Source organism: Bradyrhizobium elkanii WSM2783 (assembly GCF_000472865.1).
GTDB classification, from domain to species: Bacteria; Pseudomonadota; Alphaproteobacteria; order Rhizobiales; family Xanthobacteraceae; genus Bradyrhizobium; species Bradyrhizobium elkanii_A.
In genome coordinates this window covers 1-18,259 of the sequence record NZ_AXAP01000097.1, presented here as the reverse complement: position 1 = coordinate 18,259, position 18,259 = coordinate 1, and the positions used below count along the sequence as shown (strand labels likewise).

20 protein-coding genes and 1 pseudogene are annotated in these 18,259 nt (G+C 64.8%); 7 read left to right on the top strand and 14 right to left on the bottom strand.

Annotated elements, in window-relative coordinates; translation table 11 throughout:
- The first annotated feature begins 198 nt into the window (after positions 1-198).
- Positions 199-1,176, top strand: a complete 978-nt coding sequence (locus tag YY7_RS0142555; protein WP_028168478.1) for a DUF3280 domain-containing protein — start codon at positions 199-201, stop codon at positions 1,174-1,176.
- Between the two features lie 77 nt (positions 1,177-1,253).
- On the opposite strand, the gene YY7_RS0142550 is transcribed toward YY7_RS0142555, so the two are convergent.
- Positions 1,254-1,547 (bottom strand): GYD domain-containing protein, encoded by a 294-nt coding sequence (locus YY7_RS0142550; RefSeq protein ID WP_028168477.1) that lies wholly within the window; start codon positions 1,545-1,547, stop codon positions 1,254-1,256.
- A 156-nt stretch (positions 1,548-1,703) separates the two neighbouring features.
- Between YY7_RS0142550 and YY7_RS0142545 the strand changes: the two genes are divergently transcribed.
- On the top strand, positions 1,704-2,441 hold the full coding sequence (locus YY7_RS0142545; protein WP_028168476.1) for an aspartate/glutamate racemase family protein: 738 nt from the start codon (positions 1,704-1,706) through the stop codon (positions 2,439-2,441).
- A 96-nt stretch (positions 2,442-2,537) separates the two neighbouring features.
- On the opposite strand, the gene YY7_RS0142540 is transcribed toward YY7_RS0142545, so the two are convergent.
- On the bottom strand, positions 2,538-3,320 hold the full coding sequence (locus YY7_RS0142540; protein ID WP_028168475.1) for an SDR family oxidoreductase: 783 nt from the start codon (positions 3,318-3,320) through the stop codon (positions 2,538-2,540).
- 195 nt (positions 3,321-3,515) lie between these two features.
- Here YY7_RS0142540 and YY7_RS0142535 point away from each other — a divergent pair, with 195 nt between their 5' ends.
- The 4 genes from YY7_RS0142535 to YY7_RS0142520 all read left to right on the top strand — a co-directional run bounded on the left by YY7_RS0142535 (position 3,516) and on the right by YY7_RS0142520 (position 7,248).
- Positions 3,516-4,343, top strand: a complete 828-nt coding sequence (locus YY7_RS0142535) for a phytanoyl-CoA dioxygenase family protein (RefSeq protein ID WP_028168474.1) — start codon at positions 3,516-3,518, stop codon at positions 4,341-4,343.
- A 28-nt stretch (positions 4,344-4,371) separates the two neighbouring features.
- Positions 4,372-5,178, top strand: a complete 807-nt coding sequence (locus tag YY7_RS0142530; protein WP_207231086.1) for an acetoacetate decarboxylase family protein — start codon at positions 4,372-4,374, stop codon at positions 5,176-5,178.
- An 85-nt stretch (positions 5,179-5,263) separates the two neighbouring features.
- Complete coding sequence (locus YY7_RS0142525; protein WP_433994564.1) at positions 5,264-6,505, top strand: ABC transporter substrate-binding protein; 1,242 nt, start codon at positions 5,264-5,266, stop codon at positions 6,503-6,505.
- Positions 6,502-7,248, top strand: a complete 747-nt coding sequence (locus tag YY7_RS0142520; protein WP_028168471.1) for an SDR family NAD(P)-dependent oxidoreductase — start codon at positions 6,502-6,504, stop codon at positions 7,246-7,248. The genes YY7_RS0142525 and YY7_RS0142520 overlap by 4 nt, the downstream gene beginning before the upstream one ends.
- Positions 7,249-7,424: 176 nt before the next feature.
- Here YY7_RS0142520 and YY7_RS54715 read toward each other — a convergent pair whose 3' ends face one another.
- From YY7_RS54715 to YY7_RS0142465, 11 genes are all read right to left on the bottom strand, one after another.
- Positions 7,425-8,195, bottom strand: coding sequence for an IclR family transcriptional regulator (locus YY7_RS54715; protein WP_051397226.1), 771 nt, complete (start codon positions 8,193-8,195; stop codon positions 7,425-7,427).
- A gap of 144 nt (positions 8,196-8,339) precedes the next feature.
- Positions 8,340-9,116, bottom strand: a complete 777-nt coding sequence (locus YY7_RS54710; RefSeq protein WP_051397225.1) for a maleate cis-trans isomerase family protein — start codon at positions 9,114-9,116, stop codon at positions 8,340-8,342.
- An 11-nt stretch (positions 9,117-9,127) separates the two neighbouring features.
- A complete protein-coding gene (locus YY7_RS54705; protein ID WP_051397224.1) occupies positions 9,128-10,039 on the bottom strand; it encodes an ABC transporter substrate-binding protein in 912 nt (303 codons plus the stop codon).
- An 11-nt stretch (positions 10,040-10,050) separates the two neighbouring features.
- On the bottom strand, positions 10,051-11,361 hold the full coding sequence (locus tag YY7_RS54700; protein ID WP_035692443.1) for an MFS transporter: 1,311 nt from the start codon (positions 11,359-11,361) through the stop codon (positions 10,051-10,053).
- Positions 11,362-11,535: 174 nt separating this feature from the next.
- Positions 11,536-12,429: a LysR family transcriptional regulator gene (locus YY7_RS0142495; RefSeq protein ID WP_028168470.1), complete on the bottom strand. Its 894-nt coding sequence runs from the start codon at positions 12,427-12,429 to the stop codon at positions 11,536-11,538.
- Positions 12,430-12,528: 99 nt separating this feature from the next.
- The gene (locus YY7_RS0142490; protein WP_155255561.1) at positions 12,529-12,744 is read right to left on the bottom strand and encodes a hypothetical protein; all 216 of its coding nucleotides are present in this window, start codon (positions 12,742-12,744) and stop codon (positions 12,529-12,531) included.
- 72 nt (positions 12,745-12,816) lie between these two features.
- Positions 12,817-12,942: a hypothetical protein gene (locus tag YY7_RS64590; protein ID WP_283807046.1), complete on the bottom strand. Its 126-nt coding sequence runs from the start codon at positions 12,940-12,942 to the stop codon at positions 12,817-12,819.
- 75 nt (positions 12,943-13,017) lie between these two features.
- Entirely contained in the window at positions 13,018-13,629 is a 612-nt protein-coding gene (locus YY7_RS0142480) for a TorD/DmsD family molecular chaperone (protein ID WP_028168468.1), read from the bottom strand.
- Between the two features lie 36 nt (positions 13,630-13,665).
- On the bottom strand, positions 13,666-14,307 hold the full coding sequence (locus YY7_RS0142475) for a DUF3306 domain-containing protein (protein ID WP_028168467.1): 642 nt from the start codon (positions 14,305-14,307) through the stop codon (positions 13,666-13,668).
- An 18-nt stretch (positions 14,308-14,325) separates the two neighbouring features.
- Entirely contained in the window at positions 14,326-14,802 is a 477-nt protein-coding gene (locus YY7_RS0142470; protein ID WP_035692441.1) for a DUF3305 domain-containing protein, read from the bottom strand.
- A complete protein-coding gene (locus YY7_RS0142465) occupies positions 14,799-15,812 on the bottom strand; it encodes a DUF6352 family protein (protein WP_028168465.1) in 1,014 nt (337 codons plus the stop codon). Before YY7_RS0142465 ends, YY7_RS0142470 begins: the two co-directional genes overlap by 4 nt.
- A gap of 171 nt (positions 15,813-15,983) precedes the next feature.
- On the opposite strand from YY7_RS0142465, the gene YY7_RS0142460 reads away from it, so the two are divergent.
- Positions 15,984-17,975 carry a 4Fe-4S binding protein gene (locus YY7_RS0142460; protein ID WP_028168464.1) on the top strand — a complete coding sequence of 664 codons (1,992 nt, stop codon included), beginning with the start codon at positions 15,984-15,986 and terminating at the stop codon, positions 17,973-17,975.
- 10 nt (positions 17,976-17,985) lie between these two features.
- Here the strand turns inward: YY7_RS0142460 and YY7_RS54695 are convergent.
- Positions 17,986-18,259 (bottom strand): annotated as a pseudogene (locus YY7_RS54695) (formate dehydrogenase subunit gamma); the annotation flags it as partial.

The window sequence follows — 18,259 nt, the reverse complement described above, 5'->3', positions numbered from 1 at the left end:
GCGCGGCCAACTTTGGACTCCCGCTCTACGAGCGGGACCCATACATTTAACGGCAGAATGCAAGCGGCGGAAAGCGCTGCTCGCAACCCGAGAATGACGTCGTGAAGTTTTCCCGGTTACCGTCGGGAGGGCTCAGCTTCAGCGGTGGGCCTGGTCGGCATAGCCTGGACGTCCGCATGATCACTGAAAGGTCCGCCGATGCGCCGATCCCGTCTTGGTTTGCATGCCGTTGCCGTGCTTGGGCTCTTGCTGGGCTTCGGTTCCGCCAATGCCGATACCGGAGCGCCCGCAGCCCGGACTTTGGGCGTCACGATTGAAGACTTCGGCTATCTCGACACCTCGGGCGAGCCTATCGATCAGACCGCCGCCCATCAAAAGCGCCTGCAGGCGTTCATGGCCGCGCTGAGACGCGACGTCGAGGCGGACGGACACTACCGCCTCGTCCCGCCCTCGACGGACAATCGGGCGACGTCCGCCGAGCGCATGCAGGCCGCGGCGCAAGGCGGCGCCAACGTCCTGATCACAGGCGCGGTGCAGAAGATGAGCACCCTGGTCCAGTTCGCAAGCGCGGCGGTCATCGACGTCGGCACCAACCGTATCCTGTTCGAAAGGCGCTACACGTTTCGGGGCGACAATGACGAGGCGTGGGATCGCGCTGAGACCTTCCTGTCCCGCGACATTCGTGCGGCACTTGCGGCGCAGCTAGCTGCATCTCCGGCAGTTGCGTCCGCGCCGGTCGCGCTTGCGGTGTTCGACTTCGAGCTGGAAGATACCACTGCCGCCGCTCAGGCAAGCGGTGTCGCGGCTTCGGATGCGGCACAATTGGCCGATGCCACCAATGGCGTTCGCGAACTGCTCGCGCAATCGGGCCGTTACCGGGTGATCGAGACCAGCGGCACGAACGCGGAAGCGGTCAAGACGCATACGCTGCGCGACTGCGGCGGCTGCGAAGCCGGCATCGCCCTGAAACTCGGCGCGGATCAATCGCTGATCGGCGTGGTGCGGCGGGTCAGCCGCACCGAATACACGATCGGATTTCAAGTCCGCGACATCAGAACCGGCGCCGTCGTTTCGCGGGCCGACAGCGGGCTTCGCATGGGCGCCGACTATTCGTGGCGGCGGGGCGCCGTGCGCCTGGTCAAGGATCACCTGCTCGAGAGGCAGGCTCAGCAGTAAGCGGCTGCACACGACCCGCCACCTCGGAGCGCCGGCCGGCGGCGGCCCGAACAACCGCGTTGGCAACAGCAGTGATGTCAGAGCATGTTGCCGATGATCTTCGTCATCTCGGCCGCCGAATACGCCCGCAGTGTCTCGCTGCGAACATTGCCAAGGGCGCCGAGGCTGAGACTGAGCGACATGGCGGACGACTCATCCGGCGCCTCGAGGAAGGTCACGACGTCATATCGCCCCTGGGTCCAGCAGATCTCCTTCACCGTCACGCCGAACGTCTTCGCCATTTCCTTGAAAGCTTCCGCTCGCTTCGGAGAGTCCTTGGCGTTGCGGATTCCCTGATCGGTGAACTTCGCCAACACGACATAAGTTACCATGGCCGTCCTCCCTAGGTTAGGACCCTGTGCAACTTGGCATGAGGAAGTCGCGCTGAGCATGCCACAGCGGCCCGCAAGCGGCCACAGGCTCCTTGAGGAAGGTCATGGGACGTGACCAATTTTGCCAGGCGGCTTCAATTTGGCTACGATGACGCCATGGCACCGACAAGAATCCTGATCGTCAATCCCAACACCACCGTCACGATGACCGAGACCATCGCCGCCGCGGCGCGCGCGGTGGCATCTCCCGGCACTGAGATTGCTGCCGTGACCTCGGCGATCGGGCCGGTCTCGATCGAAGGATATTACGACGAGGCCTTCGCGGTCCCCGGCCTGATCCAGGCGCTACTCGGCGCGCAGGACGCCGATGCCGGCATCATCGCCTGCTTCGACGACACCGGATTGGATGCGGCGCGATCGGCGGCGCCATTCCCGGTGGTCGGCATTTGCGAGGCGGCGCTGGTCACCGCCGGCCAACTCGCAAAGCGCATCGCGATCGTCACCACGCTGCCGCGCTCGGTCGTGCCGCTGCAAGAGCTGGTGCGTCGCTATGGATTTGCCGAACGGGTCTCGGTGACAGCATGCAACGTCGCGGTGCTCGATCTGGAAAAACCGGGCTCGGGCGCGGAGGAAAAGCTTCGCGCCGAGATCGAGCAGGCGCTGGACCGCGGCGCGGAGGCGATCGTGCTGGGCTGCGCCGGCATGGCCGACCTTGCGGCCGCACTGTCGCAGAAATTCGGCGTCCCCGTCATCGATGGCGTCGCCGCCGCGGTGAAGCAGGCCGAGGCCCTGGTCGGCCTCAGGCTCACGACCTCGCGCCGCGGCGCCTACGCGCTTCCAGCCGCGAAGGGCTACATGGGCCTGCTCAAGGAATTTGCGCCTAAGGCGACATGATTCGTCATTGCGAGCGCAGCGAAGCGATCCATGCCGCCACTTGCGGAGACGTGGATCGCTTCGTCGCTTCGCTGCTCGCAATGACGGTGGAAAGGCTCACGCTGCTGGCGGCGCGCCGTAGATGCGGTCGCGCAAGCGGCGCATCCCGGCGAGCCAGCGGTCACGATTGGACGCTTTTCGCTGTATGTACTCCTGCACCTGCAGATGCGAGAGGATCAGGAAGCGTTCTTCCGCCATCGCCTCGATCACGATGCGCGCGACTTCGGCCGGCTGCATGACGCCATCGACCCGCGCCGCGCTCGGGCCCGGCGTGGTCATGCCTGTCTGCACCGATTGCGGGCACAGCACGGAGACGCGGATGCCGCGGTCGCCATACTGGATGGCAAGATGCTCGGCGAGCGCGACCGCGGCGTTCTTGGTCACGCCATACGGCATCGAGTTCAGCGACGCCAAGAGACCCGCGGCGGACGCTGTGTTGAGCAGATAGCCGGAGCCGCGCGCGAGCATGCCGGGCACCAGCGCCCGCGCCGCGAACACGTGGCTCATCACATGCACGCGCCAGCTCACATCCCAGTCGGCGTCGGAGGCGGTCTCCTGTCCCTTGCGCGACAGCCCGGCATTGGAGAAGAAGATGTCGACCGGGCCATATTTGGCTTCCGCCGCCGCGACTAGCGCCTTGATGTCCTCTTCCAGCCCGACATCGGCGGTCACCGCCAGCCCGTCGATATCGCCGGCGACGCTCGCGAGCCGCTCGCGCGTGGTCTTGAGATCGGCGACGACAACGCCGCGGGCCCCAGCCTCGGCATAGGCCCGCGCCACGGCCTCGCCGATACCGCCAGCCGCTCCGGTCACGACGCAGACCTTGTCTTTCACATGCACGACGGAGCACTCCCTTTTCGGTTTGACTCCATCTTTTCGCCGCCCGGTGGCGCTGGCAACCGGTTTCTGAACGGCGCCTCTAGGCCCGATTCGGACGCAATCAGGACCGCGGAACCGCTCGCCCGTGGCTTGGCTCGGGCTGGAAACTCGATTTCATATATGCAAATAAGAAGTCATATATGAAATGAGGAAACCATGGCCGTCCTGCCCGAAGCTGCCATCAACCACTACCGCGAGCACGGCTACTACGCGCCGATCAGGGTCATGTCGGCGGGCGAGGTCGAAGGCATTCGCGCGAAACTGGAGGCGCACGAGGCCGCGTACGGCCTGCTCAAGGGATCGATGCGCCACAAGAGCCATCTGCTGTTCACTTGGCTTGATGGCCTGATCCGCCATCCGGCCATTCTCGATGCAGTCGAAAGCGTGATCGGCCCCGACATCCTCTGCTGGAGTTCCACCTTCTTCATCAAGGAGGCCCGCGATCCCGGCTTCGTCTCCTGGCATCAGGACTCGACCTATTGGGGGCTCGACCCCGCCGATATCGTCACCGCGTGGGTCGCGCTGTCCGAAAGCACCGCCGAGAATGGCGCCATGCGCGTCATTCCCGATACCCAGACGCTGGAGCAGGTCGCCCACCGCGACACCTTTGCGACCGACAACCTGCTGACACGCGGGCAGGAGATCGCGGTCGACGTCGATGAGAGCAAGGCGGTGATGCTGCAGCTTCAGCCCGGCGAGATGTCGCTGCATCACGTCCGCCTGATCCATGGCAGCGACCCGAACCCATCGGGCAAGCGCCGGATCGGCTTTGCCATCCGCTATCTGCCGACCCATGTGCGGCAGGTGGTGGGAACGAACGACAGCGCCACGCTGGTGCGTGGCGTCGACCGCTACAGCAACTTCGCGCCGGAATATGCCCCGGAGAGCGACCTGTCCGAGGCCGCGATAGCCTTCCACGCCCACGTCATGGGCGACCAGCAGAAGGTCTTGATGCGGAACACGCAAGCGAGCGCCATGCGATGAGCATGCCGCCGATGGAGAGCAAGCCCAGATGACCGACCTGATTACCGATCCCAACGATCCCCGGCGCCGCATGTTCGGCGATTACCGGTTGAAGCCGAACAGCGGGGTCAATCCACCCTACTCGCCGGCCTATCCCGTGGAGTGGGGCTGCACGTTGCGGACGGTCGAGATCATGACGCGCGTCGCGCCGGGCAAGGTGGCGAGCCTGCTTGCGGATACCCCGTTCGAGATCGCGAGCGACCGCGTCGCCTTCCGTTTCATGGTGTCGCCGGGTCATTCGCTGGCGGTGCATGCCGGACAGATGTTCGATCTGATGATCACCGTTCCCGTACGCTACAAGGGCCTGTTCACCGAGACGCATATCTTCATGTATTGCAGCGACCCGATGGGGATCTGCGCCGGCCGTGAGGTCTTCGGCTACACCAAGAAGGATGCGCACTACACCTTCAATGAGCAGCCGGACGGCTCGATCAACGGATCGGTCAGGCGGCGCGGCATTGCGCTGGCGGACTTTTCCTTCACGCCCGATCCGAAGGCGCCGGTCGTCCGCATCGTCGACGGCAACGAGCTGCCCGCTGGCGAAATCCATGTCCGCCGCCTGCCGCATCCGGAGCGCCTGGAGACGGCCTATGCCGACATCGCTTATCGCCGCACGCCGCTGAAATATTCCGCGCCGCTGCCCGGCCGCGCCTCGATGACGCTGCACGCGAGCGAATACGACCCGATCGCGGATCTCAAGCCGGAAATCCTGGGCGCGCAATTCATGGTGTCCGAGGTCTATGGCGGCGGTTTCGAGGTCGAAGACCGGCGGCTGATCGAGCGCCTGATTCCGTAAACGACAACATCGACCCGCGCGCCAAGCACGCGCGGGCGCAACCATCCGTGCGAGAGCGCGGACCACACAAGGGAGGGTTTTGGATATGATAAAGTCTATTTCGTTGAACCGCCGCCGGCTGATGGCCGGCCTTGGCGGCATGGCATTGGGCCTTGCCAGCTTCGGCGTAGAGGCGCAGGAGCCCGGGCCGCTTCGGCTCGGCGTGCTTACGGATATGTCGAGCCTCTATGCCGATGTCACCGGACCCGGATCGCTGCTGGCGGCGAAGATGGCGGTGGAGGATTTTCAGGCCTCGCCGCACAAAATGACCAGGCCGATCGAAGTCATTAGCGGCGACCACATGAACAAGGCCGATCTCGCCGCCAACATCGCGCGCGAATGGATCGACCGCAACAAGGTCGACGCCGTCATCGACGCGCCGAATTCCTCGGTGGCGCTCGCGGTGCGCAACGTCGTGCAGCAGAACAACAAGACGCTCCTGGTGTCGGGCGCGTCCTCGTCCGATCTCACCGGCAAATCATGCTCGCCAAATCTTGTGCACTGGACCTACGACACCTACGCGCTGTCGTCCGGCGCCGCGCGGGCGGTCGTTGGCAGCGGTGGCAAGACCTGGTTCACGCTGACCGCCGATTACGCGTTCGGGCACGCGATGGAGGCGGACATCAAGAACGTCGTGCAGAAACTCGGCGGCAATGTCGTCGGCGGCGTGCGCACGCCGATCAACAGCCAGGATTTCTCCTCCTTCCTCTTGCAGGCGCAGAGCTCGAAGGCAGAGGTCATCGCCCTGATCAATGCCGGCGGCGACACCATCAATTCGATCAAGCAATCGGTCGAGTTCGGCATCCCGCAGGGCGGCCAGCGCGTGGTCGCGACCGTGCTCTATCTCAGTGACGTGCATTCGCTGGGACTGAAGACGGCGCAGGGCCTGCAGTTCACCGAATCCTTCTACTGGGATCTCAACGACGATACCCGCGCCTGGGCCAAGCGCTTCGCGCCGCGCAACGGCGACCGCTATCCGACCGCGCTGCAAGCCGGTGTCTATGCCGCCACGCTGCACTACCTCAAGGCCGTCGACGCGCTTGGTGCGTCCAGCGACGGCAAGGCAGTTGTGCAGGAGATGAAGAAGCTGCCGACCGACGATCCCCTGTTCGGCAAGGGCAGCGTTCGCGCCGATGGCCGCAAGCTGCACAACATGTATCTGTTCGAGGTCAAGAAGCCGGAAGAGTCCAAATATCCCTGGGACTATTACAAGCTGATCAAGACCATTCCGCCGAGCGAAGCGTGGCGGCCGCTGGAGGAAGGCGGCTGTGACTTCCTGAAATCATGAAGGGCGACGTAGCGCTCGTCACCGGTGGTGGTGGCGACATCGGGCGGGCGATCGCGGTCGCGCTGGCCCGGACCGCCCCGGCCGTCGCGATCGTCGATATCGATGAGGCGGCGGCCGCGGCGACGGCGCGCCTGGTTGAAGCGGCCGGCGCCAAGGCGCTGGCCGTCCGCGCCGACGTCTCCAGCGCGCCGGCGACGTTGGCGTTTATCGAAACGATCGAGCAGAAGCTGGGTCCGATCGGCATCTTCGCCAACAATGCCGGGATCGAGGGCGTGGTCGCACCGCTGCACGAATACCCTGACGATACGTTCGACCGGCTGATGCAGGTCAATGTCAAGGGCATCTTCCTCGGTCTCAAATACGTGCTGGCGAGGATGAGGCCGCGCGGCCGGGGCGCGATCGTCAACACCGCATCGACCTCGGCGATCCGTGGCCGTGCGGGGCTCGCCGGCTATGTGGCGTCCAAGCATGCGGTGCTCGGCCTGACCCGCACCGCGGCGCTGGAAGTGACGGGAACGAAGATCAGGGTCAACGCGATCCTGCCGGGGCCGATCGAGTCGCGGATGATCCAGGAGCTCGAGGACCAGGCGCGCGAGCGGTCCGTCACGCCACGCCGCAGCGGTGGTGCGCCGTACGGGAAGCCGGAGAATATCGCCGATGTCGTCGCGTTTCTTGCCTCCGACGCCGCCGCGCATGTCAACGGCGCCGCCTGGGTCGTCGATGGCGGCATGACGGTAGGTTAGAGACGCTCCCTTCACCTCTCCCGCTTGCGGGAGAGGTCGGATCGCATCGTCAGATGCGATCCGGGTGAGGGGCTCTGTCCACACGAAGAGTCTCGCCTCGTGGAGACACCCCCACCCCGGCCCTCCCCCGCAAGCGGGAGAGGGAGCACACCTCCACCGTGCCTGCCACTCGACTTCTAAGGCACGCCGCCGATCTTCTCCGACACGATCTTCGCGGCGGCGCGCAACTCGGTGGCGATGGTGGCGGCTTCGCCCGCGGAGATGCGGCCCTCTCGCACCAAGGGCACGGTCAGCGCAGCGACCGCGCGGCCCGAAGCTTCGACGATCGGGCAGCTATAGGCGAGGATACGTGTATAGCCGTCGTCGTTGGAGAAATTGCCGCCCTCCGCCGAGATTCGGTCGAGCGCCGCGAGCGCCTTCTTGCCGCTGATGCGATCATTGGCGGCGATGACTTCCGCAAGCTCCTCGCGCCGGCCTTCGAGCTGGAACGCCGCCAGCACCTTCGCCGACGCGTATTGCTGGGTCAGCGGAAACACGGCGCCGACCTTGACCGACCAACCCATCAGCCATTCCGGCTCGATCCGCGCGATCACCATGAACTGCTCGCCGTGCAGCACGGTGAGATGGCAGGACAACCGCACCCGGCCGGCAAGCTGCTCCATCACGGGCAGCGCGGCCTTCAATAGCCGCTCCGCCGGCGGGAATTGCGAGGCGATCCGGAACAGTTTCAGCGTCAGCGTGTATTCACCCGTCGCCGGATCGCGCGTGACATAGCCGCGGCGCTCCAACGCCACCAGCATGCGGAAGATCTCGCCGACGGAGCGGCCGACCCGCTCGGCCAACTGCTTCTGGCTGAGACCGCGCGCCTCAGCCGACAGCGCTTCCAGGAGATCCAGCCCCTTTTCAAGGGCGGGAGCGCCCGGTTGCACATTCTTCGTCTTCTTCATCCGTGAAGCCTTGGGACATGCCAGCACATCATCTCCCTGCCGCAGGCGGCAGGGAACGAAGCCTGGATGTACCTGATCACCCGCGCGACGAAAAGTTATCTGCGCGGCTGGTCCACGTGGCCACCTCCACGCCTGTGAATTGCCTTAACGATTCGCGGCGATTGGCTTCCGCTCTGCGCCCCTTACGACCCGGCCGGTCGAAAACAGGCAACCATAGTCCGCGACATCGCTGTCGATGCTGTTCGACCTCATGAGGTGCCACACCATGCTTTGATTGCTCGTGAGCACGGGGACTCCTGAGACTCTCTCGAGCTCGGCAATCGCCGGCGCCGACTTGATGGCCGTGCAACTGATCAGGCAGGCATCCGCGCGCGGATCGATCGCGCCCTTGGCCCAGTCGAGGATCGCCTCGGGGCTGAGGCCCGCCATTTCCGAATTGGTGTTGATCCCGAGATTGGCGCCGCCCGCGACCTGGAAACCGCTGGCTTCCAGGAACGCGATCTCGCGCGCGTGCACCTCATCGATATAGGGCGTCAGCAGCGAGACCCGCCTCGCGTTCAGGCGCGTCAATCCCGCCAGGATCGCATCCGCCGTGGTGAAGCAGCGGATGCCGGAGGCCGACTGGATGCGCTCACGGATTCCGCCGGCGAGCTCCGGCGCGAAGGTCGAGACCGCCGTACAATGGAATACGATGACATCGACCTCGGCGTCCGCCAGCAGCTCGGAGGCGGCCTCGAGCCGATCGAGCATGCGCATCAGCTCCGGCTTCGAGCTGCCGCGCAACGCCAGCCGTGTCACTAGCATGGAGACTTGCCGCGGCAGCATGGCGCGGATCTCCGGCTCGGCCACCGAATTCCCGGATGGAATGAGCAGCCCGGCGCGAAGCCGGCTGCCGTAGTCGATATCAGATAATGTCGACATGGTCGTGGCCGTCAGGCCGCCGCGACGTCGTGCTGCGCGGCGTGCAGATAGCTGCGGTTGATGTAGTCGGCGGCTTGCGACTTGACGCGGTTGGGCACCGCGCGGATCAAGGAGCTGATCTCGATCAGCGCCTGCACCGCGGCGTCGTTCGCATCCCCATCGCGGGGGAAAATCTCATCCCTGGTGTATTCGTCCCAGGCGCGCTCGGCATAGCGCTGCGCGATCCCGGTTTCGGCGATCGCGATCGGGCTGACGCCGGCACGGTTGGCAAAGAACCACTCATGCGCCCGCACGAAGGCCCGCATGAAGCGGTGCATCGCGTCCGTATTCGCCTTTGCCCAGCGGCTGTCGACGTTCAGCGAGGTGAACTGGAAATACGGCACCTCCTGCCGCGGCTCGCACAGGCTGGGATAGCCTTGGTCGATCGCCATGTAATTCAGCGGCGCGCCCTGCAGGCCGGCATCGATCTCGCCGGACTGCAGCATCTGCCAGCGCGTCAGGATCGGGCCGACCGCACGGATCTTGTAATCGCGCGGGTATTCGAGGCCGCGTGCGGCGAGCAGCTTCATGACCAGCGACGAGCTGCCTGCCTCGATCGAGGAGACGCCGACGGTCTTGCCGCGCAGATCCTCCGCCGTCCTGATGTTCTTGCCGGTGATGAAGGAGAACGGCAGCCGGTTGACATTGCCGCCGACGATTTCGAGGAAGCCGCCGGCCTCGCTGTCGAGGATCACGTGCTCGGTGATCCCGTAGCCGAGCTCGGCGCGGCCATCACGAATGCGATTCGTCACCTCGTCGACGCCCTCATAAAGCTTGATCGCGACATCGAGCCCTTCATCTGCGAACATGCCGCGGTGCTTGGCGATCCAGACCGGCATGTTGAAGTAGTTGCGCGAGACCGCGGTGAATGTCAGCTTCTTCATGATTTGCTCCCTTAGACGACCGAAGCCGCGCGGTCCTGCAGTCTCGCTTCCGACGCGGCTGAAAGCCGGATCGGCGTCCGCGCCCCCGAGGTGATCACCACGGCGCCGCCGAGCAGCAGCACGCCCGCAATCAGGAACGCGCCGGAATAACCGCCGGTGGTCGCGACCACATAACCGGTGACGATCGGCGCGGCCGTTCCGAACAGATTGCCGCCCATGATCAAGAGACTGGTGGCGGCGCCGTTGTAGCGGCCGTCGGTCATCAGGTCGGCGGTGAGCGCAATGTTCATCGCCATTGCGGTGGCCACGCAGGCAAGCGAAATGCTGATCAGCATCGTAATGACCCAGATCGAATCGACCAGCGGAGCAGCAAGGATCACTGACGACAGCAGCAGCATCGCCGCAATCAGCTTGCGCCGGTCGGCATTCCCTCGACCTGATTTCTTCAAGAGGCTGTCGCTGAACCAGCCGAGGCCAAGGCCGAGGATCGCGGCCACGCCATAGGGAATGGCGGAGAACAGGCTCGACTTGAGCACATCCATGCCACGCGTGGCGGCGAGATAGCTCGGCAGCCAGGTCATGAAGAGATAGAGCGTATAGCCGGCGCAGCCTTGCGTGAGCGCCAGCGCCCACATCGAGGGGCTGCTCAGAAGTCCTTTCAGCGCGGCCGACTGATTTAACTCGCCGGCCCCCCGTGCGGCGATGGCGCCTCGGTTCTTCAGGATGAAATCGCGCTCTTGTGCGCTGAGCCACGACGCACGTTCCGGCTGGCGATACAGCGCGAACCAGAGCAGCGCGAGCACGACGCCGGCAGCGCCGGTGATGTAGAACGACTCGCGCCAGCCGAACGCGACGATCAGCGAGCCCACCACGACCGAGCCGACGCAAAGCCCGGCATGCGCGCCGCAATTAAGGAATGCCGAGGCGATGCCACGCTCGCCCTCGGGCGCCCATTCGCGGATGATCTTGCCGCCGGCGGGATAGCTTGCGGATTCGCCGACGCCGAGCACCAGGCGCGAGGCGAACAGCGAGGAGTAGGTCGTCGCAAGGCCGGTCCAGATGCCGGCCAGCGACCACAATCCGAGCGTCGTATAGGTGACGGCGCGGCCACCATACCGATCGGCGAGCAAGCCCATCGGGATCAGGCAGATCAGATAGGTCCAGAGAAAGGCGGAGAAGATGTAGCCCATGTCGATCGGCGTCAGACCGTAGGTCTCCGAGATCGACTTGGCCGCGACCGAGAGATTAACCCGGTCGAGATAGTTGATGAACATCAGCACGAACAGGCCGATGTAGACAAGATATCGCTTCTGAAGGGCCACCCGCGTTTCTCCCGCCGTCTCTTGTGTTGTTGTCGGCCCACGATGTCACAAACCGGTCAGATAAATAAAACTCATAATTTTCATGTTGAATATGAGTTGAATTCATACAGAAGGCGCCCAGGATGGACGCTGCGCCACCTCTCCCGCAAGCGGGAGAGGTGAAGGCGTGCCGCGCTAGAACTGCTTTGCGATCAGCGCGCGGAACCAGGTCTGGCCGGGATCGAGCGCGAAGCGCGGATGCCATTCGAGGTCGATCGCGAAGGTGACGTCATCAAGCGGAAAGCGGACCGCGACGCAGGGCAGCGGCGTCTCCCGGTCGCGTGCCCATCGCGCCGGTATGGCGGCGACGAGATCGCTGTTGGCCACGATATGGCGCGCGTCCCGCCAGCTCGGCACGTTGAACACGATCTGGCGATAGAGCCCGCGGATGCGCAGCGCATCATCGATCACATTGGTGCCGATGGTGCCGGTGACCTTGACATGCGAGAGCGAGGCGTAGAACGGCAGCGTCATCTTGCTGCGACGCGCCGGATTGGTCTTCCGCATCAGCACCACGAAGCGTTCGTCGAGCACGCGCAGCCGCTCGCGCCGGCCTTCCGGATTTCCGGACGAGGCAAGCCGGACGTGAATTTCGTCGCCGACGATCTCGTCCTCGCGCGGATCGCCGGTGAAATGCGCCGCATTGATGCGGATGCCGGGCGCCTCCTTGCGCAGGATCGGACACAAGCGCTGCAGCAGGTGGCCCGATACATATTCGGAGATCCGCAGCGTGAAGGTTCGCTCCGCGGTCGCGGGATCGAAGCTTGCGGATTTGTCGATAGTCCGCTCGATCTGCTCCAGCGCCGCATGCGTCGCATTGGCGAGTTCGAGCGCGCGCAGCGTCGGCTCCATCCCGTCGGGGGAGCGGACAAACAGCTCATCATTGAAGGTGTCGCGAAGCCGCCGCAGCGCGTGGCTCATCGCCGACTGCGTCAATCCCATGCGCCGCGCAGCCTTGGAAACACTGCGCTCGGCGACGAGGGCCTCGAGCATGACGAGCAGATTGAGATCGATGGTTCGGGGGCGCATGGCGGGCCGGCAATGGACGGAGACATTCTCCGCCTAGCCCTATCATGGGCCGATCCCGTTTCTCAAACCGGCCGTCCAAGCCCGGACTATCGCGTCAGCCTATCTCGTCGGTGTCGGATAGACCAGCGATTGATCCTCGATCTCCTGAGCAGGCAATTTCTCAACGCCGGCCATCGTGTGCAATTGCGCCAGCGGCGGCATGGCCGCAGAGGTCAATTCAACCGGATGCGAATGCGCTCGCCAAAACAGGGTTCCAATAACAATTACAACGGCAATGGCGAAGACTGAAATCAATGAGCGGATCATATGAGGCATCTCCCTCTCCACTCAATTGAGTCCGTACGATCCGCTTAAGGTTTCGAGACCCACGCCGATGTGAATGCAGCGCTAAACCCTGGCGCTCGGCAAGGCAAAGGCCGAGGTCGCCGATTCCTGGACGAAATTGTCGAGAATCACCGCCGCTCCAACCGCGGCAACGACCGCAAACAGGCAGGCCAGGACGAACGCGCGCATCGTATTTCTCCTCTTCACGTCATTTTGTACCACAGTTCCGCAGCGAATGAGTCTCACCGGAGGCAAAAGCGGCGTTCAGGCCGAAAGTGCGAACGCCTCGGCTTCGATGTCGATGAAGGTGCGCCCGAGCGCGCCAACCGATGCATAGAAATCAGCCGATTTTGCCCGTTCGAGGTCGATGAAGAAGCGCCTGATCCAGGGCGAAAGATGCCGCTCGAAGAAGTCGCGGTCGGCACCATTGGGCGCCGCGATGCTGCCGCCAGCCAGACCCGCCATGATCTCGCAGAGGAATCCGGCGTGATCCTCCGGCTCCGTCCGTTCCGGCGCCTTTTCGATGCCGAGACTATCGAGCGTTTCCCGCACCCGAACGAGCGGCCGCCCGTACAATGTCTCGGCAAGATAATGCGACGCATAGGGCAGCAGCGCTCCGTCCCCCAGGCCGGCAAACAGCGCAAAGAACTCGCGCGACGCGCGCTCTTGATCGGTCCGCCCCGCCGCTTCGGCCAGCGCGATATGCACTATTCCGATCGGGCTGGCATCGCCACGCAGGCCGGCGAGACGGGAAAGAAGTTCGGCGTCCGGGCTGCGCGTCAGCAGGGTCGCCAATAGCGCGTATTCCTGCGCCCGGGCGCGATCGATCTCGTCGACGATGCGCGGTGCAGTGCCCTTTGAAATTGAATCCGTCATGGTTCGATCCAAAAAGACATGCCGCCCTGTCGATCGCTATTGCGGCAATGCGCTGCCATGACGCCGCTTTCGGGGAGATTCTAGCGCTTGCTCGCGAGGGGCTTGCTCGCCTTGCGAGCCAAGGTCCGGCATTTCATTCGATGATGCAGCGTCAGCTAGCGACGGTCCCTCTGTCGCGGGCGCAGGATCGAGAACGGGTTCGGCGGAATTAGCCGCCGCGGGCCGAACCGTATCGGCGGGCGACGTCATGTCTGAGAGCGTATCCGGAATCTGCTCCAGCCGCCGCGAGACCTGCGCGAGAAGGTCAGTGGCGTTTTCCGTCGGACCGAGCGGGCCGAACCCCGGAATTGCGGTCGGGTCGTTGAAATCCCACTGGTTCTCCGCGATGCCGATGAAGTCGCGAATAGCGGGATCGCTGGTCCAGGCCCGGCGCAATGCCGCGCGGGTCAATTCGGCCGGCACGCCGGCGCGCAGGAACGCGGTAATGTCGGTATTGGCGAGAATCGATTCGATTGACGGCAGGCTGGCGAGGTCGAACGGTTCATCGCCCGCCGCGTCGGCCGCAGGCGGCGCGGCTGCTTCTTCACGGCCGGTCGGAGCGACCGCCGCATCCCGGCGCTCTTTCGCGATCTGCTTCAGCCGCGCCCAGCGAAGGAAAACATTGTGCTCTTCAGCCACGGTGCACTCTCTCTTGTCCTAAGTCGGCGGCCCCTGCCGGTCGCGTTGCCGCTTGATGAAGGGGCGCTCGACATGATGCCGGGCGACAAATCGCTCGACGATCTCGGCGACGCCGGCAGGCATCGGCACCGCCTCGACGAGATTGCTGCCGGCGTCGGTGAACGCCTCGCCCTCGGCCGGATCCGCGGTGACGGCAAGCAGTTCGTAAGGCGGCTCGGAGCCGGTCGGGCGCAGATTGACCCACAGGGTGGGCGAGCCGGATGCAAGATTGTCGCGATAGTTGCCGGTCTCGGTGCGGTGCAGTTCGATCACCGCCTCGCCGGCATAGAACAACGTCACCTCTCCTTGCCTATCGAGCGGCGTCCACGGCGCCGCCGAGGGGCTTCCCACGAGCACCGAAACCGGTCGCCACAGGACGTCGGCCCAGGCGCTCCTGCCCTTGCGCCGTTCGACCACAACGCCAACGGAAATGCGCTCCAGCGCCGTCGATATCAATTGACTGCCTCCGCGTTCGCAATCGGCAAGCCGGTGATGAGGTTTTGCGGCTTCAGCCGCAACCCCCCATCGGTGGTCATGGCGAGCAGCAAATAAACCGGCTCGCCCCTGACCTTTTCGATCATATAGGCGGGATCGCGGAACGTCAGCCGGAACAGGCCGATCAACTGAGCGCGCACGCCGTCATCGAGATCATCGCCATGCCAGATCGCGTCGCCGATGCGAGTGGCGTCGGAGCTCAGTCCGACATACCAGTTCCATGATGCCTCGCGCAGTTCCGCCACAGACTCGACCTTGACCTCGATCGCCAGCAGATGCGCAAGCCAACGGGCGATCACATCGCCGAGCGCGGCCATCCCCCGCCCACTGGCGGCGAGGTCGAGCGCCATGTCGAACCGGTCGCTGCGCGCCCAATAGACGCCCGCCGTGGACTCCTTCAGCACGTCGACCTCAGTGGCCTCGGGCAGCCCGAGCAGCGCCATTAGCGGCGACGCTGAATGCCGGCCGGTTAGCGAGCCCCGTTCCTCGTCAATGGCGAGAACCGAGGCCTCTTCGATCATGAGCTTCTGCGGCCGGAAGAACAGTTCGGCGGCGCGCAGGATGAAAGCATCGCCGCAATCATCCAGCGCGTTGCGCAGGATCAGTTGCACCAGTTGGCCGATGAAGAGCTGGGGAAAGGCGATGTTGCGCCTGATGATCGCGAGATAAGCGGCCTCGAGGCTCCCGTGCTTTACCAGGTGATCGCGCCAGGCGATCATCATCTGCCAGTTCTCGCGCGCATCAGCGTCGGCGATCGCATCGACTTGTGCGGCCGAGATCGGCAGCCGCGGGTGACTCAGCAGCGCGCGGTGCAACTCCTGCTCCGCCGCGCAGGCCTCCGGCGGCGGCATCAGTTCGGGCCGCGCCAGATAGGCTTTCAGGAAGTCGTCGGTGACCAGCAGCCGGCCGCTCTTGTCGCGGTCGAGCAGATGATGGCCGCAAGCCAGCCAGAAATCGCGCGGCGCACTCATCCGATGCTCCCTGCAAGTCGCTATGCCGCCATCGTATTTTGCCTGAGAGGCAGTATATACTTTGCACATGTTCCCGGCCAGTTTCGCCGGCTGTACCGTATGGCTACACGGGTTCGTGACCGCATGTCTGAGACCGAGAGGCGTGTTTTCATCTGTTCGTGCGAGGGCACGATGTCGCTCGACGGCGATGCAATCAGCCGCGGCTGTCGTCACTCGCCGATGACGGCAGCGCAACTCTGCCGCGCCGAGATTGATCGCTTCCGAGCCATCGCCGCCGAAGACGGCCCGCTCACGGTCGCCTGTACCCAGGAAGCGGCGTTGTTCTCCGACGTGGCCGAAGAAAGTGGCCGCACACAATCCATACAATTCGCCAACATCCGCGAAACCGCCGGCTGGTCCGGCGATGCCGACCGCGCGGGGCCGAAAATGGCGGCGCTGCTTGCGGCGGCGGCCGAGACTGCACCGCCGGCACCATCGGTCGAACTCGAAAGCGGCGGCGTCATCCTGATCTGCGGCCGCGATGAGAGCGCAATCGAGGCTGGCAATCTGCTCAAGGACCATCTCGACGTCACCGTGCTGATCGAGCCGCCCGCCGCCATCGCGCCACCGCGCAAGGACGAATTCCCGGTAGCGAAGGGAAAGGTGACCGCGGCACGCGGCCATCTTGGCGCCTTTGAGGTCGTGGTCGACGATTTCGCGGAACGCGCACCCTCCTCGCGCGACACGCTGCTGTTCGGCCCTTCGCGCAACAATGCGCGATCGAACTGCGATATCATCCTCGACCTGACCGGCGGCGTGTCCTTGTTCCCGGCCGCGGATTTGCGCGACGGCTATCTGCGCGCCGATCCCGCTTCCCCCGCGGCGATGCTGCAGGCCGTGCTCAAGGCGCGCGATCTCGTCGGCACGTTCGAGAAGCCGCGCTACGTCACGTTCGACGCCAAGCTGTGCGCGCATTCGCGCTCCGGGCGCGTCGGTTGCACCCGTTGTCTCGATCTCTGTCCCGCAGGCGCGATCACGCCGGCCGGCGATCATGTCGCGATCGATGCGAATATCTGCGCGGGCTGCGGCCAGTGCGCGGCGGCCTGCCCGACCGGCGCCGCCTCCTACGCGCTGCCGCCGGAAGACGCACTGATGCGCAAATTGCGTGCGCTGCTGATCGCCTATCGTGAGGCCGGCGGCGAGCAGGCGATCGTGCTGGTGCATGACGACGCACATGGTGCCCCGCTGATCGACGCGCTGGCGCGTTTCGGCGATGGATTGCCGGCCAACGTGTTGCCGTTCGCGGTCAACGAGGTCACGCAGATCGGGCTCGAGAGCATTGCCGCCGCCTTCGCCTATGGCGCGTCTGCGATGCGTTTCCTGCTGCGGGCAAAACCGCGCCATGACGTTGCGGGCCTGGCGCGGACGATGGCGATCGCCGATCCAATCCTGACCGGGCTCGGCTTCGGCACGGAGCGGATCGCCACCATCGAGACCGACGATCCGGACACGCTGCTCGAGACGTTGCGCGCGATCCCTTCATTGCCGCCGGCGCCGCGCCCGGCGAGCTTCCGGGCCACGGGAAAGAAACGCGACGTGCTGCGTTTTGCGCTCGGCGAATTGCATCGCGCGGCGCCAGCGCCTGCCGATATCATCCCGCTGCCCGCGGGCGCACCGTTCGGTGCGGTGGAAGTCAATGCAACCGGCTGCACGCTGTGCCTGTCTTGCGTATCGGCCTGCCCGACCAGCGCCTTGCGCGACGATCCCGAACGGCCGCTGCTGCGTTTCGTGGAGGACGCCTGCGTCCAGTGCGGCCTATGCAAGTCGACCTGTCCGGAGAACGTGATCACGCTGGTGCCGCGGCTCGATTTCGGCGCGGCAAGAGCCCCTGCCCGCATCCTCAAGGAAGAAGAGCCGTTCTGCTGCATCCGCTGCGGCAAGCCATTCGGCGTCAAGAGCACGATCGAGCGCGTGGCCGCCAAGCTCGAAGGCAAGCACTGGATGTACAAGGGCTCACCGCGCAAGCTCGACGTCATCAAGATGTGCGACGATTGCCGCGTCAACTTCGTCGCCGAGCAGGGCTTTGAATCCTATGGCGTGGCGAGCCCGACCGTCCGCACCACCGACGACTATCTGCGCGAGCGCGACGACGCGCCACCGCCTCGCCGCGGCAGTCACGATTGAAAATGAGCAGCTATTCCGCCGGCGTCGCCGTAGGTTCGGCGCGCCCTTCCCCCGCAAGCTTCTTGGCGAGCCATTGGTCGTGATGTTCCTTGGCCCAGTTGAGGTCGACCTCGCCGGTGCCCATCGCCTCGAAGGCGCCTTCCATCCCGACCGTGCCGATGTAGATATGGCCGAGGATCAGGGCGATGAACAGGATAGCCGTCACGGCGTGCACCACCTGCGCGAGCTGCATGCCGAGGATATCGGTCCCGTAGAACGGAAACAGCAGCAGGAATCCCGAGGCT